16 protein-coding genes are annotated in these 15,519 nt (G+C 58.6%); 9 read left to right on the top strand and 7 right to left on the bottom strand.

Annotated elements, in window-relative coordinates:
• Window positions 1–17 precede the first annotated feature (17 nt).
• From trpS to hrcA, 5 genes are all read right to left on the bottom strand, one after another.
• Window positions 18–1,064 (bottom strand): tryptophan--tRNA ligase, encoded by a 1,047-nt coding sequence (gene trpS / locus BVL55_RS01080; protein WP_075997798.1) that lies wholly within the window; start codon window positions 1,062–1,064, stop codon window positions 18–20.
• A gap of 110 nt (window positions 1,065–1,174) precedes the next feature.
• Window positions 1,175–2,737, bottom strand: a complete 1,563-nt coding sequence (gene murJ, locus BVL55_RS01085) for a murein biosynthesis integral membrane protein MurJ (RefSeq protein WP_075995353.1) — start codon at window positions 2,735–2,737, stop codon at window positions 1,175–1,177.
• 14 nt (window positions 2,738–2,751) lie between these two features.
• Window positions 2,752–5,553, bottom strand: coding sequence for a [protein-PII] uridylyltransferase (locus tag BVL55_RS01090; protein WP_075995354.1), 2,802 nt, complete (start codon window positions 5,551–5,553; stop codon window positions 2,752–2,754).
• 78 nt (window positions 5,554–5,631) lie between these two features.
• A complete protein-coding gene (grpE, locus tag BVL55_RS01095) occupies window positions 5,632–6,369 on the bottom strand; it encodes a nucleotide exchange factor GrpE (protein WP_083649294.1) in 738 nt (245 codons plus the stop codon).
• Between the two features lie 169 nt (window positions 6,370–6,538).
• Entirely contained in the window at window positions 6,539–7,639 is a 1,101-nt protein-coding gene (gene hrcA, locus BVL55_RS01100) for a heat-inducible transcriptional repressor HrcA (RefSeq protein WP_075997800.1), read from the bottom strand.
• 149 nt (window positions 7,640–7,788) lie between these two features.
• Here hrcA and rph point away from each other — a divergent pair, with 149 nt between their 5' ends.
• The 4 genes from rph to hemW are packed head-to-tail and all read left to right on the top strand — an operon-like array spanning window position 7,789 to window position 10,777.
• Entirely contained in the window at window positions 7,789–8,493 is a 705-nt protein-coding gene (rph, locus tag BVL55_RS01105) for a ribonuclease PH (RefSeq protein ID WP_075997801.1), read from the top strand.
• A gap of 9 nt (window positions 8,494–8,502) precedes the next feature.
• Window positions 8,503–8,907 (top strand): VOC family protein, encoded by a 405-nt coding sequence (locus BVL55_RS01110; RefSeq protein ID WP_075995355.1) that lies wholly within the window; start codon window positions 8,503–8,505, stop codon window positions 8,905–8,907.
• On the top strand, window positions 8,904–9,614 hold the full coding sequence (rdgB, locus tag BVL55_RS01115; RefSeq protein ID WP_083649295.1) for an RdgB/HAM1 family non-canonical purine NTP pyrophosphatase: 711 nt from the start codon (window positions 8,904–8,906) through the stop codon (window positions 9,612–9,614). The genes BVL55_RS01110 and rdgB overlap by 4 nt, the downstream gene beginning before the upstream one ends.
• Window positions 9,611–10,777: a radical SAM family heme chaperone HemW gene (gene hemW, locus BVL55_RS01120; protein ID WP_075995356.1), complete on the top strand. Its 1,167-nt coding sequence runs from the start codon at window positions 9,611–9,613 to the stop codon at window positions 10,775–10,777. Before rdgB ends, hemW begins: the two co-directional genes overlap by 4 nt.
• A gap of 7 nt (window positions 10,778–10,784) precedes the next feature.
• On the opposite strand, the gene BVL55_RS01125 is transcribed toward hemW, so the two are convergent.
• Together BVL55_RS01125 and BVL55_RS01130 are read right to left on the bottom strand one after the other, a co-directional pair.
• A complete protein-coding gene (locus BVL55_RS01125) occupies window positions 10,785–11,162 on the bottom strand; it encodes a type 1 periplasmic-binding domain-containing protein (RefSeq protein WP_075995357.1) in 378 nt (125 codons plus the stop codon).
• A 32-nt stretch (window positions 11,163–11,194) separates the two neighbouring features.
• Window positions 11,195–11,998, bottom strand: a complete 804-nt coding sequence (locus tag BVL55_RS01130) for an ABC transporter substrate-binding protein (RefSeq protein WP_083649296.1) — start codon at window positions 11,996–11,998, stop codon at window positions 11,195–11,197.
• A gap of 223 nt (window positions 11,999–12,221) precedes the next feature.
• On the opposite strand from BVL55_RS01130, the gene rsmI reads away from it, so the two are divergent.
• The 5 genes from rsmI to BVL55_RS01155 all read left to right on the top strand — a co-directional run bounded on the left by rsmI (window position 12,222) and on the right by BVL55_RS01155 (window position 15,465).
• A complete protein-coding gene (gene rsmI / locus BVL55_RS01135) occupies window positions 12,222–13,100 on the top strand; it encodes a 16S rRNA (cytidine(1402)-2'-O)-methyltransferase (protein WP_075995359.1) in 879 nt (292 codons plus the stop codon).
• Window positions 13,090–13,482, top strand: a complete 393-nt coding sequence (locus BVL55_RS01140; protein WP_075995360.1) for a YraN family protein — start codon at window positions 13,090–13,092, stop codon at window positions 13,480–13,482. The genes rsmI and BVL55_RS01140 overlap by 11 nt, the downstream gene beginning before the upstream one ends.
• Before the next feature lie 159 nt (window positions 13,483–13,641).
• Complete coding sequence (gene gshB / locus BVL55_RS01145; protein WP_075995361.1) at window positions 13,642–14,580, top strand: glutathione synthase; 939 nt, start codon at window positions 13,642–13,644, stop codon at window positions 14,578–14,580.
• Window positions 14,577–14,957, top strand: a complete 381-nt coding sequence (locus tag BVL55_RS01150; protein ID WP_075995362.1) for a hypothetical protein — start codon at window positions 14,577–14,579, stop codon at window positions 14,955–14,957. Before gshB ends, BVL55_RS01150 begins: the two co-directional genes overlap by 4 nt.
• A gap of 127 nt (window positions 14,958–15,084) precedes the next feature.
• Window positions 15,085–15,465 (top strand): hypothetical protein, encoded by a 381-nt coding sequence (locus BVL55_RS01155; protein ID WP_075995363.1) that lies wholly within the window; start codon window positions 15,085–15,087, stop codon window positions 15,463–15,465.
• Window positions 15,466–15,519: the final 54 nt, after the last annotated feature.

Here is a 15,519-nt window from a genome sequence, read left to right on the forward strand (position 1 = left end):
TCCAGCCCATGAGGGTTTCAGCGCAGGAACCCGATGATATCCTTGACTTCCGACATGGTCTGCGACGCGATGGCGCGGGCGCGTTCTGCCCCTTTGTGCAGGACCGCATCGACACTTGCAGGGTCATCGGACAGCCGCCGCATCTCGTCGCTGATTGCCGATAGCTTCTCGACGGCAAGTTCAGCCAAGGCGGGTTTGAACTCGGAAAATTCCTTGCCGCCATAGTCTGCAATAACGTCTTCCTTCGAGCATTCGGCAAGCGCTGCATAAATGCCGACCAGATTGTCAGCTTCCGGACGCTCCTTCAGTCCGTCAAGGGTTTCAGGCAGGGGAGCAGGATCGGTCTTGGCCTTGCGGATTTTCTTGGCAATTGCATCGGCATCGTCGGTCAGGGAAATTCTCGACAGATCGGAAGGATCGGATTTCGACATTTTCTTCGAACCGTCACGAAGCGACATCACACGGGTTGCCGGCCCTTCAATGATCGGTTCGGTCATTGGAAAATAGGCTTCGCCATGGCCCTTCTGGGCGATGGCCTCGGCAAAGTCGTTGTTGAATTTTGCTGCAACGTCGCGGGTCAGTTCCAGGTGCTGTTTCTGATCGTCGCCAACGGGAACATGGGTTGCCCGGTACAACAAAATGTCCGCCGCCATCAGCGTGGGATAGGCAAACAGGCCGACCGAGGCCTTTTCCCGGTCCTTTCCCGCCTTTTCCTTGAACTGGGTCATGCGGCTGAGCCATCCCATGCGCGCAACGCAATTGAACAGCCAGGCAAGTTCGGCATGTTCGACCACCTGGCTCTGGTTGAAGATGATGTTCTTTTCCGGATCGATGCCGGAGGCAAGATAGGCGGCGGTCACTTCGCGTGTGTGGTCTGCGAGTTTCTCCGGCCCGCCCCAGACCGAAAACGGCTGGGTGATCGCGTGCAGATCAACCACGCAGTAAATGCATTCATGGCTGTGCTGCATGGCAACGAATTTCTTGATCGCCCCCAGATAGTTGCCGAGATGGAGGTTGCCGGTCGGCTGAATGCCGGAAAACACGCGGTTGGAAGGCTGTGCCATGTCAAATTCCTGTGCGCCGGCCTGAAGGAGCGGAGGCAGGCTGTGCAATGGTTTGGAAAACGCGCGGGTTATGGCGGAGCGTGGCTCCAATGGCAAGGGGCGGGGAGGTGTTATCCGTGCCGCCGGCGTATCATCCGCATCAGGGGTTCACGAGGCAGGGCGCCGGTGGCAATGACAATGGCGAAGTAGACCACCGCCGCCGCAGCGATAACGCAGAGGACCAGCGCCACCCGCGGCAACAGCGCCGCATCGATGAGGCTGGCGCCAAGTTGATTGCGCAGCAGCACGATGACGGCGCCCATGCAAAAGCTGGCCAGCAAAATCAGCAGCGTATTGCGCAGGGTGCTTTTCCCCGGCCGGTAATGGCCTTTCAGATACAGCGTTCCGCCCAGCAACAGCGCATTGACCCAGCTTGCGATGGAAAACGCCCAGGCAAGACCGGTAATGCCAAGGCGCGGAAACAGCACAATGGCAAGCAGGATGTTGCTTGCCGCATTCACGCCGGCAAACCACATGGGCGTGCGGGTATCCTGGCGGGAGTAGTAGGAGGGCTGAAATATCTTGGTCAGCACCACGGCCGGAAGGCCAAGGGCAAAGATGGCCAGCACCTGCGCAGTGACAAGGGTGACGTCGCGGGTAAAGGCGCCGCGCTCATAGATGAGGGCAATCAGCGCCTCTGGAATGAGAAACAGGCCAACCGCCGCAGGCACCATCAGCCCAAGGCCGAACTCGATGCTGCGGTCCTGCAGTTTGCGCGCTTCGGCGGCATCGTCTCCGGCCAGGGCGCGGGTCAGTTCCGGCAGCAGCACCACGCCGATGGAGACCGCAATGATGCCGAGCGGCAATTGCATCAGCCGGTCGGCATAGTTGAGAATGGAAATTGCCCCGTCCTGGACCGAGGCGATGATCTGGCCGACCAGCAGGTTGATCTGGGCAATCCCCGCGGCAATCGCGGTCGGTACCGCCAGCACCAGCAGCCGACGCACAGGCGGGGAAAAGCGCGGCCATTTCAACGCAACGGGAAAGCCTTCGCGGTGAATGCCGTAGATCAGCAGCAGAACCTGAAGCACGCCTGACAGGCTGACGCCCCAGGCCATGGCCCTACCCAGCGCGGCCTCCTCAAGGCTGGTGGAAAACCCGCCCCACAATACCGCGATCAGCACCACATTGAGCAGTACCGGCGCCAGGGCAGCAAGAAAATAGCGCCGGAACGAATTGAGCACGCCAGAGAACATTGCCACCAGAGACATGGCGGTAAGATAGGGAAACATGATCCGCCCGAGCTGGGCCGTCAGATCGAATTGCCCTGGATTGTCCTTAAATCCGGGTGCAATGATTGTGCCGACGAGAAACGGCATGAAGGCGATGGCAAGTCCCGACATCACAAGCAGGATCAGCAACAGGGAGGAGAGAATTTCCTCGGCGAATTTTTTTGCAGCTTCCCGTCCGCCGGTTTCAAGTTCGCTTGCAAACAGCGGCACGAAAGCCGAATTGAAAGCCCCTTCGGCAAACAGGCGGCGGAACAGGTTGGGAAACCGGAAGGCGGCGTAGAATGCATCTGCAACCGGCCCGGCTCCCAGCAGGGCAGCGATCAGTGCCTCCCGGACAAAGCCGAGCACACGGCTTGCCATCGTGGCAGCACCCACGGAAAGAAATTTGGAAACAAGTCCCAAGCCGCTACCTCACCCTATGCCGGAACCGCCCTTTGCGGCGTGGTGTTCCTTATTTGAGCCGTACCTGATTTGATTGCCTGCGTCAGCGTGTCGATAATCTTGCGCTGGCGGCCTTCCAGCCGAATTTTGTCGCCAACAAGATCGGTGACGTAGAAGCTGTCGATGGCCTTCTCGCCAAATGTGGCGATCTGGGCCGATGCGATGTTGAGATTGAGTTCCGAAATCGCGAAGGTGATGTCGGAAAGAACCCCCGGCCTGTCCAGGCACTTGACCTCGATTACGGTAAAGTCGTTCGACAGATTGTTGTTGATGGAAACTTCCGGCGGCACAGAAAAGGCCCTGGTGGCGCGCCGCTGCCTTGGCTGTTTTGCCCGCAGGTCGGAAAGACGGACCTTGCCCGTCAGCGCATCGCGGATCGTCTTGCAAAGCCGTTCTGCCCGTTCGATCTCCTCATGGTCGCTTTCGAACTCACGATTGATGAAGATCGTATCCAGCGCTCTTCCATCGCGCGTGGTGTGGATCTTCGCGTCAACAATGTTTGCACCTGCAACCGCGCACACACCCGCCAGGATGGAAAGCAGTTTTGGATGATCGGGCGACAGCACGTTGATTTCGGTGATCGCCTCGAAATCCTTCGTGTGTACCATGGTGGAGAGCTGTTCGTTACGCGCTTTTGCAAGGCGCAGAAACTCCATATGGCGGATCTGGTTCTCCAGGGGCGTTGAAAGGAAATAGGGATCGTAGTGAAGGTCCAGAATTGAATTGAGCTCTTCTGCGTCCCAATCCTGCAATGCGTCGGCCAGGCTGCCGCGTGCCTGGGCAACCGCGCCCTTCTGGTCGATCTCGGTAAATCCGCCGGTCAGCAGCGGCACTGCGGCGTGATAAAGCGTGCGCAGCAATTGTCCTTTCCAGCCATTCCACACACCCGGGCCGACGGCGCGGATGTCGCACACGGTAAGAATGAGCAGATATTTGAGCCGCTCGGCCGACTGCACCGTGGCGGCAAAGGTCTCGATCGTCTTTCGATCCGAAAGGTCACGCGATTGCGCCGTCATGCTCATGGTCAGGTGTTCGCGCACCAGCCATTCGACCAGTTCCGTGCGCTGTTTGGAAAATCCGAACCTCGGACACAGGCTCCTGGCCACCTTGGCGCCGGCAATGGAGTGGTCTTCACGCCGCCCCTTTGCAATGTCGTGGATCAGTACTGCGACATACAACACTTCCCGGTCCTCGATCTCCGGAAGAAGGCGAACCGAAAGCGGATGGTCCTGGCCGATCAGGTTGCGCTCGATGGCCGACAACACGCCCACCGCCCGGATGAGGTGCTCATCGACGGTGTAGTGGTGATACATGTTGAACTGCATCATGGCGACGATCTTGCCGAAAGGGGGAATGAAACGTCCCAGCACGCCGGTTTCGTTCATCTTGCGCAACAGGGTTTCCGGCCCGTTGCGGGAGGTCGCAATGGCCAGAAACAGCCGGTTGGCTTCTTCATTGGCGCGCAGTTTCTTGTCGACCAGCTTCAGCGAATTGGCGAGCAGGTATCTGGCGTCGGGATGGATATCCAGATTGTTGTCGTCTGCCAGCTTGAAGATGCGCAGCAGGTTCACCGGGTCGCGTTTGAAAACGGCTTCATCGGCAACATTGATTCTGCCGTGATCGTCGACGAAATCGGTTGATCCTGCGATCTTGCGCACCGGAAAGCGGATCGAGCGGATAAGCCCGTTGATGCCGGTTACCGATTTTGCCTGCTCCTCCTCCAGCTCGGCGCAGACGATCAGGGTCAGGTCGCCCACTTCCTTGGCGATCAGGAAATAGTGTTTCATGAACCGTTCAACGTCGAGTAGCCCGCCATGAGAGAGATATTTCAACCGCGTCGCCATCTCCCGCTGAATTTCGAAGGAAAGCCGTTCCTCGGCGCGCCCGGCAAGAAAATGCATGTGGCATCGTACCGTCCACAAAAAGCGCTCGGCGCGCTTGAAGCGGCGGAATTCATCGGCGGTGAACAGGCCCGCTGAGACAAGTTCCCTGGGCCGTGAAACGCGGTAGTAGTATTTGCCGATCCAGAACAGGGTGTGCAGGTCGCGCAGGCCGCCCTTGCCGTCCTTGATGTTGGGTTCGACAAGGTAGCGCGATTCGCCCGACTTCTTGTGTCGCAAATCCCGCTCAGCCAGCTTTGCGTCAATGAACTCCTTGGCCGTCTTGCGTACCACTTCCATCTGGAAACGCTTTTCAAGCTCGCCGAACAGTTTCTTGTCGCCGGTAATGAAACGCGCTTCAAGGATGGAGGTGCGGATTGTCATGTCCGCCTTCGCCTGGCGGATGCACTCGTCTATGTTGCGGGTGGCATGGCCCACCTTGTAGCCCATGTCCCAAAGAAAATAGAGCACATATTCGACGATCTGTTCGCACCATGGGGTCTGTTTGAACGGCAAAATGAACAGAAGGTCGATGTCCGAGCCGGGCGCCAGCGTGCCCCGTCCGTAGCCACCGACGGCTGCAATCGTCAGCCGCTCGCCGCTGGAGGGGTTGTCGTTGTGATAAACGTGCAGGGCGGCAAACTGGTAAATTGCCTGGATCAGCGTGTCCTGAAGGTGGGAAAGCCGCTTGGCGCAAAGTGTCCCGTCGCCATCCTCCAGCAACAGGGTTTCAGCTTTTGTGCGGGCTTCCCGGTAGACCGCCTTGAAATGCTTCAGCAATTCCGCGCGCAGGGCGGTGGAAGCAGGCGCATGGCTGCTGTTTGCAGCCAGTTCCTCGATATCGTCCAGAAAACGGGTCGGGTTGATCAGAGGCTTGGAAAGGGTCTGCTTCGCCATGATGGCGCACCATTATGCCCCTGCACGACAATTTGCAATTGTCCAGCGCCCGGACATTCACCGATATGCGGAGGGCTGCTATTGGCTGCTGCCGCTGCCACCATCGGCGGTTTCTTCTGCCTTCTCGGACTTGGGAGCCGCTTGTTTGGGCCCGCCCTTCGAGACACCCACCATGGCGGGCCGAAGGCAACGGTTGCCGATAACGAAACCTTCCTGGACCACGTTCAACACGGTGTTGTTTGGAACGTCGGTATTGGGAATCTCGAACATTGCCTGGTGAAAATTGGGATCAAAGCGCTCGTTGAGCGGGTTGATTTTCTTCACCCCGTGTTTTTCCAGCCCCTGCATCATCGACCGCTCGGTCATTTCAACGCCTTCCAGAAGCGCCTTCAGCCCGTCATCGTCGCCATTGCGCGCGTCTTCCGGCACCGCATCTATGGCGCGCCGAAGATTGTCTGCAACCTGCAGCATTTCGCGGGCAAAACCGGCTATGGAATATTCCCGTGCATCGGCAACATCCTTCTGGGTGCGCCGGCGCAGATTTTCCATTTCCGCATGGGCGCGTAGAAACTGGTCGTTCAAATCACTTTTTTCCTGTTCGACGCGTTCGATTTCCGCGGCCAGAAACGCAGCCGGGCTTGAAAACCCGCTCTTTGCCGCCTGTTCGGCAATTTCCATCTCGGCCTCTTCGCCCGTCTTTTCGCCGCTTTCAGCCTCGTTCTCCGATTCGGAGCTTTCCGCAGCAGCGCCTTCAACGGCTTCCTCTTCGGCTTCGTTCACGGCGTCTTTGGCCTGATGCTCGGTGTTGTCCGTCATCGTTGTTCTTCCCTGGATCGTTTCGCGTTTCATCAGAAACGGGACAGCGATTAATTCCGTTGATTTTGTTTACAGGTCCATGACCTGGGTTATGTGCGATTTTGCCTCGATATCAGGTTCCCGATACGAAAAATCAACCCCTGGATGGCGGAATAACCGCGATTGTCCGTTACCGGCGCAGCATCTTGCCGACGACTTCGGCCGTATAGTCGATCATCGGCACAATTCGCGCATAGTTGAGCCGGGTCGGGCCGATGATGCCAAGCGCTCCAATCACCCGCTGATTGTCATCGCGGTAAGGCGCAACCACGAGCGAGGAACCCGACTGGGAAAACAGCCGGCTTTCGGCGCCGATGAAGATGCGCACCCCTTCGCCTTCCTCGGCAAGGTTGAGCAGGCGGATCAGACTGTCCTTTGCCTCCAGATCATCGAACAGCTGCTGTACCCGGGAAAGGTCTTCCGCCGCGTTGAGGTCGTTGAGCAGGTTCGCATGGCCCGAAACGATGATTCTGCCGGGGTCGCGGTCCTGGGCGCCTGCCCATACCGCCACCCCCTCATCGACCATGCGGGTAACCAGCGAATCAAGCTCTGCGCGGGTTTCGTTGTGAAGGCGCTCAAGCTGGGTGCGGGCCTCGCCCAGGGTCAGCCCGGCGATCTTGGCGTTCATGTAGTTTGCCGCTTCCACCAGCGAGGAAGCGGTGATGCCCGCGGGCAGGCCGATGATCCGGTTCTCCACCTGGCCGTTTTCGCCGACGATGACCACCAGCGCCCGTTCCGGCTCCAACCGCACGAATTCGATATGTTTCAGCCGCAAGTCCTGTTTTGCACTGGTGACCAGCCCTGCGCTCTGCGTCAGTCCTGAAAGCAACTGGCTTGCATCGGTAAGGATGGCATCCATGCTGCGGCCATCGCCGCTGGCGCGAACCTGGGAATCAATCGAGCGGCGGTCATCGCGGCTCAGATCGCCGATCTCCATGAAACTGTCGACGAAAAAGCGCAATCCCATTTCCGTTGGAAGCCGCCCGGCGCTGGTGTGCGGTGCAAAGACAAGCCCCAGATGCTCAAGATCGCTCATCACATTGCGGATGGTTGCCGCTGAAAGACCTTCGCTGAATACCCTGGAAAGATTGCGCGATCCCAGCGGCTCACCCGTCTCAAGGTAGTTCTCGACAATATGGCGGAAAACATCACGCGAACGGGCGTCCAGATGGTCCATCAGGGCGTGGTTTTCGCGATTGCCGTCAGGATTTTTGGGCAGTGGGCTGGTCATGGTCAAAATATAGCGCATCCTTTCTGCCGTGCAATCCGCGCGCCCTGCCGATGATGTGTTCGATTGCAGGACCCGTGCTTTATTTTTGCCGCCGTTCCCTCTACAAGCAGCGCCGGTTTGCCCCCAATTACAACCGGACAGGAGACAGAATGCGTCTTTCGAGCAGAAAACCCGACGAAATGCGTAGCGTAACCATCGAGAAGGGTTATTCGCTGCATGCCGAGGGATCGTGCCTGATCAAGTGCGGCAACACCCATGTGCTGTGTACGGCAAGCCTGGAAGAGCGTGTGCCGCCATGGCTGCGCGGTGCCGGGCGCGGCTGGGTTACCGCCGAATACGGCATGCTGCCGCGTTCCACCCATGAGCGCATGCGGCGCGAGGCTACGGCAGGCAAGCAATCGGGCCGCACGCAGGAGATTTCGCGCCTGATCGGCCGCTCGCTGCGCGCCGTGGTCGATCTTGAAGCGCTGGGCGAACGCCAGATCACGGTTGACTGTGACGTCATTCAGGCCGATGGCGGCACGCGGACGGCATCGATCACCGGCGGTTTCATCGCACTGAAGGAATGCCTTGCCTGGATGAAACATCGCGGAATGGTTCAGGATCATGTGCTGACCGACAACGTTGCCGCCATTTCATGCGGCATCTATGAGGGAACGCCGGTACTCGATCTGGACTATGTCGAGGATTCGGCGGCCGAAACCGATGCCAATTTCGTCATGACGGGCTCAGGTGGTATTGTCGAGGTTCAGGGAACGGCGGAGGGAAAGCCCTTCAGCGAGGAGGAATTCATGAACCTGCTTGCGCTCGCAAGGGCCGGAATTGGCGATCTGGTAAAACTGCAGAACGGATAAGATGAACCCATGCCGCCAGCCATCCTTGAAACCGCGCTTTACTGCGACGACCTGGAGGCGGCCCGGCAATTCTATACGCACAAGCTGGAGCTGGAGGTTGTTGCCGAGGTGCCGGGCCGGCATGTATTCTTCCAGCTTGCGAATTCGGTCCTGCTGATCTTCGATCCCGCAGCGACCGTAAAGCCTTCGACGGGCAGGTTTGCTGTTCCAGAACACGGTGCAACAGGGAACGGCCATGCCTGCTTTTCTACTGCGCCGCTTGGCTACGGACACTGGTTGAACAAGGTTCGCGAGGCGGGCATTGAAATCGAACGGGAATTGACATGGCCCAATGGTGCCCGTTCCTTCTATTTTCGCGATGTGGCGGGAAACAGCCTGGAATTCGGCGAACCTAAACTGTGGGATCTGGAATGAGACATCTGGAAGAAACCGAAATCGTTGTGGCCACACACAATGCGGGCAAGGTGGCGGAAATCAACGATCTGCTGCGTCCGTTCGGACTTGCTGCAAGATCGGCAGCAGATCACGGTCTTGATGAGCCGGAGGAGACGGGCACGACATTCGAGGAAAATGCCTACACCAAGGCAAATGCAGCAGCCTCTGCCACCGGCTTGCCGGCACTTTCCGATGATTCGGGCCTTTGCGTCGACGCACTTGACGGCGCGCCGGGCGTCTACACTGCCAACTGGGCTGAAAAGCCCGATGGTTCGGGGCGTGATTTTTTCATGGCGATGGAGAAGGTCGAACAGGTCTTGCAGAAGAAAGGGGCAACAGATCCCCGCCAGCGCACAGCCCGTTTCGTCGCCGTTCTGTGCCTTTGCTGGCCTGACGGCCATGCCGAGTATTTCCGCGGAGAAGTGGAAGGAACCCTTGTGTGGCCCCCGCGCGGCGACAAGGGTTTTGGCTATGATCCGGTTTTCCGGCCGGACGGTTTCGACCAGACCTTCGGCGAAATGCCGGCAAGCCAGAAGCATGGCTGGGAAGCAGGCCGGGGCGACCTTGGCCTTTCCCATCGCGCCCGGGCCTTTGCCAAATTCGCGCAGGAGTGCCTCATTCCATCGGGCCACGGTGTTGTACCGGATGCAGACCCTGGTCCGGTTTCCGGCGGCGAGGCTGCTTGAGCGCACATCACCACAATCCGGGCGATCCTTTCGGGGTCTATGTGCATTGGCCGTTCTGTGCCGCCAAATGCCCCTATTGCGACTTTAATTCCCATGTCCGCCACAAGCCGGTCGATCAGGCAACATTCGCTGAAGCCTACAGGCTGGAAATTGCCCATATGGCCGCGCTGGCACCTGAGCGCGAGGTTACCTCGATTTTTTTCGGCGGCGGCACGCCCTCGCTCATGGAGCCCGACACGGTGGGCATCATCATGGAGGCGATCGCCAGTCATTGGCCGGTATCTGCCGATGCCGAAATAACGCTTGAAGCCAATCCTTCCAGCGTCGAGGCACGCCGCTTCAAGGGATACCGCCAGCGCGGCGTCAACCGCCTGTCACTCGGGGTGCAGTCGCTCAACGATGCGCAGTTGAAATTCCTGGGCCGGCTGCATACCGCCGATGAGGCAAGAGCGGCAATCGAACTGGCACGGGAGATTTTCCCTCGCCTTTCCTTCGACATGATCTATGCCCGGCCCGGACAAACCCCGCAAGCATGGCGCAGCGAACTGGAAAATGCGATCGCGCTTGCCGCCGATCACCTGTCGCTTTACCAACTGACCATCGAGGCGGGGACGCCGTTTTTCGATCTGCACCGAAAGGGCAGGCTTAACGTGCCCGATCAGGACCTTGCCGCCGATCTTTATGAACTGACTGCCGGTGTGACGCATCAACACGGCCTGCCGGCATATGAAATTTCAAACCATGCCCGCCCCGGTGCAGAATCGCAGCACAATCTGACCTATTGGCGCTATCACGATTATGCCGGCATCGGTCCAGGTGCCCATGGCAGGCTGACCGTAGATGGCCGCAAGCTTGCCACGGCCTGCGAAAGAAATCCCGAAATCTGGTGGCAGCAGGTCATGGTCGAAGGCAATGGCTTGCGGGAATCGGAACACCTGCTGGAGACCGAGGCTGCCGATGAATTTCTGCTGATGGGGTTGCGCCTGCGCGAAGGCATCGATCCGGCCCGGTTCGAGGCCATGGCGGAAAGGCCGCTCAACCCGGATCGCATACGGATGCTGGCGTCCCAGGGCCTGCTGGAGACCAGCAAGGCGGGCCGCCTGCGCGCCACGCCGCAGGGGGCGTTGCTGCTCGATGCGGTGGTGGCCGATCTGGCGAGTTGAGACGTTTCTAACTTCCGGTGAAGCGGGTTGGCGCCGGGCTTTCCAGCTTTCCCTGCCCGTTCACCACCTTGTAGATGGCAAGGCCGCGCTCGCTGGTGCCGTCCGGTTTCATGCGGAAAACGCCGTTGATCCCGGCAAACCCGCGGCGGTCTTCGATCGAAGCAGGCGTGAATGCCTGCTTGGGGCCCTTGGTTTTTACCAGATTGATGGCAAGCGTCACCGCATCATAGGCAAGACCCGCAAACAGGCCGGGCGGCTGATTGTAGGTGGACTGATAGCGGGTGGAAAAACCGCTGAAATTGGTGATGTCCCGGCCAGTGTATAGCGCGCCTTCAAGCTCGGGACGGCCGAATTTGACGGATTCCCACTGTCCCGATCCCAGCACCTGTTTGCCCTCAAGCGACGCGCCGGCGCGTTTCAGGCTGGACAGGATGACTTCCGGAATTTGCCCCCTTCGGGGATGTAGAGCGCATCGGCAGCCTCCACCGAGACCACAGCTTCGCGTACCGCCGCTTCAATGCCCTCTCCTGAACGCTCGTATTTGCTGATCTGAACATTGGCCCCCGCGCGGCCTGCCACCTGGCGCAGGGTGGCTTCCTGCAGAACACCCACGGCACCGGTTGGAAGGAATGCATGAATGTTGCGCCTGCCGAGCGACAACGCATAGGAAACCAGCCGTCTGGTATCGGCAGACTGGGTATAGGAAAGCAGATAGGCACCGCGCCGTGCGACGCTCGGATCGTTGGAAAAGGCGATCATGGTCTTGCCGGCAGGTAGCGTAACGGCGGAAGCAGAGCTTACCGATCCCGAAAACAGCGGCCCCAGAATGGCTGTAGATCCCTCATTGATCGCTTCGGTGGCCATGTTCTGGGCATCGGCCGCCGTACCCTTGGTGTCCTTGATTACCAGTTGGATGGTGTTCTGGCCGAAATCCTGCATCGCCAGCAATGCGCCGTTCCTAAGATCGTTGGCGACAGTGGCCGCATTGCCCGGCGCAGTCTTGGGGATCAGCAGGCTGATGCGCACGGGGCCCTGGCCGAAAACCTCGCCTTGGGGATTGGGCGCAAGTGGAATGTTGGCCTGTTCGCTGCCCAGGCCTTCCGTGGCGCTGCCCAGATTGGCCGACTGGCACGAGATGAGGGCAAGAGCCAGCAACAGTCCGGCACAAAGGCGCGCTGCCAGCGCACGGGCTGCGCTTGTTCTAGTCGTTTCAGTCACCATTCCGCATCCTTTTGTCGATACCCTGGCGCATACCGGAGCTTCGAACCGTTCCCTCCGCTCCTTTAACCCAAAACCGACGCAACGTTAAGTCTGCTGCCGTCAAAACTGCAATCCGGTTTGTGCACGCCGCAAACCGGCTGGACGGCCCGCCCGCCCTGTGACAGGCTTTGCCGGAGCCGTTCCGGCGGTTGGTGCGCAGATCGGCTGACACCGCAGGATTTTCATGACCACATTTATCATCCACGGCAAGGACTTCGAGGCGCCAGCGCTGGAAAGCGGCCTTTATGTGGTTGCAACACCAATTGGCAATCTGGGCGACATCACCATTCGAGCGCTTCAAACGCTCGCCGCCTGCGATGTGATTGCATGCGAAGATACCCGTGTGACAGGCAAGCTTCTTTCCCGCTATGCCATTACCACCCGCCGGCGCCCCTATCACGAGCACAATGCAGACAAGGAAGGCCTGAAGCTGATCGCTTTGCTGCGTGAGGGGCAATCGGTCGCCCTGGTCAGCGATGCCGGAACGCCGCTGATTTCCGATCCGGGCCAGCGGCTGGTGGCCGCAGCGCTTCAGGAGGGGATGCCGGTTATTGCTATTCCCGGAGCGTCCGCACCGCTGACCGCGCTTTCTGGCTCTGGTCTTTTTGCCGGACGGTTTACGTTCGCCGGCTTTCTGCCGCCCAAACAGGGCGCCCGGCAGGCGACGCTGTCGGAGTTTACACAAACCCACGGCACATTGATATTCTTCGAGGGGCCCTCAAGACTTGCTGCGACGCTCAAGGATATGGCGGCGGTTTTTGGTGAGGATCATGGCGCCTGTGTCGCAAGGGAACTGACAAAGCTGCACGAGGAATTCCGCTCTGCTCCGCTGGCTCAGCTTGCCGCCCATTACCGCGAGCATCCGCCGAAAGGGGAGATTGTCATCCTCGTGAAACCGCTTGTAACTTCCGCCCAGGTCGATGGCGAAACCGTGCTGCGCGAATTGCTGGAAACGATGAATGTCAGCCGGGCAGCTGCCGAAGCAGCGCGCCTGACTGGCCGGCCCAAGCGTGAACTCTATCAGCTTGCCTTGCATGTTTCAGGAGCAAAGCGTGGGAAGTGATCAAGCCCCCGATGCGCCGGCTCAGCATCACCGCCGCAACCGCCGGCGCGCGCGGCGCTACGGGCTTGCCGCCGAACATTTGGCTGCAGTTGCGTTGCGCCTTAAGGGATACCGGATCCTGGAGCGCAACTATCGCACCAAGCTGGGTGAAATCGACATCATTGCCCGCAAGGGGGATCTCGTGGCGATTGTCGAGGTAAAGGCGCGTGACAGCGTGGCAGGCGCCGCCGATGCGGTAGGATACCAGGCCCGCCAGCGGATCGGGCGCGCTGCCCATCACTGGCTTGCAACCCGCCGCGATGCCCACCGGCTTTCCCTGCGTTTTGACATCATCGCCATTCGGCCCTGGCGCTGGCCGGTTCATCTGAAAAACGCATTCTGAAAATCGGTACAGGCAACGGTTTTTTCCGAAGCTGCGTTAACCTAGAAGAAATGAAACGCCAGCACGGAGAGGATTTGTTTACTGATTCCCGCTTCAACAATTCCGTCGCATTGTGAATTCCTTTAAGTGGAGTTCACAGACAATGATCGGGTGAAGGCAATGGCGCTCAAAGTCGGGGTCCAGATGGACCACATTTCAACGATTTCCATCGAAGGCGATTCGACCTTCGCTCTGTGTCTGGAGGCCAAGGCGCGCGGGCATGAACTGTTTCACTTCACCCCGGACCGGCTGCAACTGCGCGGCGGCAGCCTGTCAGCGGAAATCGAGGCGCTCGATGTACGTGACGTCAAGGAAGATCATTTCACCCTGGGCCAGCAGGCACTGACCGACCTGTCATCGCTCGACGTCGTTTTGCTGCGCCAGGACCCGCCATTCGACATGAGCTATATCACCAACACGCATCTGCTGGAACGCGTGCATCCAAAAACGCTGGTGGTCAACGATCCGCGTGCCGTGCGCAACGCGCCGGAGAAAATCCTGGTCATGGAATTTGCCGATCTGATGCCGGAAACACTTATCACCAGGGACTTTGCCGCGATCCGGCGCTTTCGTGATGAATTCGGCGACATCATCATCAAGCCGCTTTACGGCAATGGCGGTGCGGGGGTTTTCCGGCTGGCCGAAGGGGACCAGAATCTCTCCTCCCTGCTGGAAATGTTCGACGGTCTTTACCGTGAACCCTTCATTGCCCAGCGCTATCTGAAGGATGTGCGCAAGGGCGACAAGCGCATCATCCTCGTCGATGGCGAGCCGGTGGGCGCCCTCAACCGGGTGCCGGCAGAAGGCGACGCCCGCTCCAACATGCATGTTGGCGGCATTGCCGAACATGCGGAGCTGACAGCGCGGGAGAAGGAAATCTGTGCCCGCATTGGCCCCCGCCTGAAGGAGGAAGGCTTCATCTTCGTCGGCATTGATGTGATCGGAGACTGGATGACGGAGATCAATGTCACGTCGCCAACCGGTATTCGCGAGGTGAAGCGGTTTTCCGGTACCGATGTTGCAGCACTGATCTGGGATGCAATTGAAAAGAGAAAATGAAAAAACTGTCCACAGTCGTGTTTTGTATCCTGCTGGCCTGCGCCGGCATCATCACCCCCGCCTTCAGCGGCAAGGCTTTCGCCTTTTTTGACCGCAGCGATCCTGATCGCATCATGCGGCAGGCGGAGCTGATGCGCCGTCAGGGGAAATACCCCGTTTCCCTGTCCTGCCGGGCCGGCCAGCCCGAAGGCCCGTTTGCGCCGATTGTCAGAATTGACTGGCAGGAAAACACCGCCAACGTTGAATGGGAATTGCATGTCTACAAGGGGCAGCTTGAAGTTCCCCCAAGCGCCGGCGCCGACTGGAAAAAAGTGGTGCGCCTGGTGCTTCCCACAGGATCGGACCGGTTTTACTGCCTGCTCTACTACAAGCGGTAGAAAGAACTTGCATTGTCGTCGTTTTTTGCGCACCAAAAACAAGGATGCCGTGCGGCAACCTGGTTACATCTTCAACCTGAAACTAAATTTCCAAATCTGAATCATGAGTATAGTGGGGAAATTCTCTGTGAAACGGTTTTCAATTCTTCCCGGGTTTCTGATTGCTACAGTTCTGACGGCTTTGCTTGCCGATGTTGGGGGGCAAGCGCAGGCAGCCAATCCCTATATGTCTCAGGACAAGGTGATGCGGGTCGCCAGGCAGATGCAAAAGAAGGGAAAAATTCCAACAAATTTGCAGTGCACAGTGGACCGTTCAAAACGTTATCTAAATCCCCAGATAAAAATCGAATGGAAAGACAATAACCGCAATATCGAGTGGTATCTCAATGTCTATAAAGGCCAATTGGAATTCAAGCCAAACGACATAGGAAACTGGAAGCGTATTTCGCGCACGGTTATTCCGCTTCGCAGTACCAAGTTTTTCTGTCTGCTCTACTACAAGCGGTAAAGGCGCCCTGCTGTCAGGATCGCCTGCAGCGGCAAAGGAAAGAACAAAAAAAGA

The organism is Salaquimonas pukyongi (assembly GCF_001953055.1).
In the GTDB taxonomy this organism is placed as follows: domain Bacteria; phylum Pseudomonadota; class Alphaproteobacteria; order Rhizobiales; family Rhizobiaceae; genus Salaquimonas; species Salaquimonas pukyongi.

Bases quoted from the DNA above. Each gene is read 5' to 3' on its own strand.
- BVL55_RS01150 (WP_075995362.1), top strand. From the start codon at position 14,577: ATGAAAAAACTGTCCACAGTCGTGTTTTGTATCCTGCTGGCCTGCGCC.
- rsmI (WP_075995359.1), top strand. From the start codon at position 12,222: ATGACCACATTTATCATCCACGGCAAGGACTTCGAGGCGCCAGCGCTG.
- trpS (WP_075997798.1), bottom strand. From the start codon at position 1,064: ATGGCACAGCCTTCCAACCGCGTGTTTTCCGGCATTCAGCCGACCGGC.
- hrcA (WP_075997800.1), bottom strand. From the start codon at position 7,639: ATGACCAGCCCACTGCCCAAAAATCCTGACGGCAATCGCGAAAACCAC.
- BVL55_RS01110 (WP_075995355.1), top strand. From the start codon at position 8,503: ATGCCGCCAGCCATCCTTGAAACCGCGCTTTACTGCGACGACCTGGAG.
- rph (WP_075997801.1), top strand. From the start codon at position 7,789: ATGCGTCTTTCGAGCAGAAAACCCGACGAAATGCGTAGCGTAACCATC.
- grpE (WP_083649294.1), bottom strand. From the start codon at position 6,369: ATGACGGACAACACCGAGCATCAGGCCAAAGACGCCGTGAACGAAGCC.
- BVL55_RS01130 (WP_083649296.1), bottom strand. From the start codon at position 11,998: ATGGTGACTGAAACGACTAGAACAAGCGCAGCCCGTGCGCTGGCAGCG.
- BVL55_RS01090 (WP_075995354.1), bottom strand. From the start codon at position 5,553: ATGGCGAAGCAGACCCTTTCCAAGCCTCTGATCAACCCGACCCGTTTT.
- rdgB (WP_083649295.1), top strand. From the start codon at position 8,904: ATGAGACATCTGGAAGAAACCGAAATCGTTGTGGCCACACACAATGCG.
- gshB (WP_075995361.1), top strand. From the start codon at position 13,642: ATGGCGCTCAAAGTCGGGGTCCAGATGGACCACATTTCAACGATTTCC.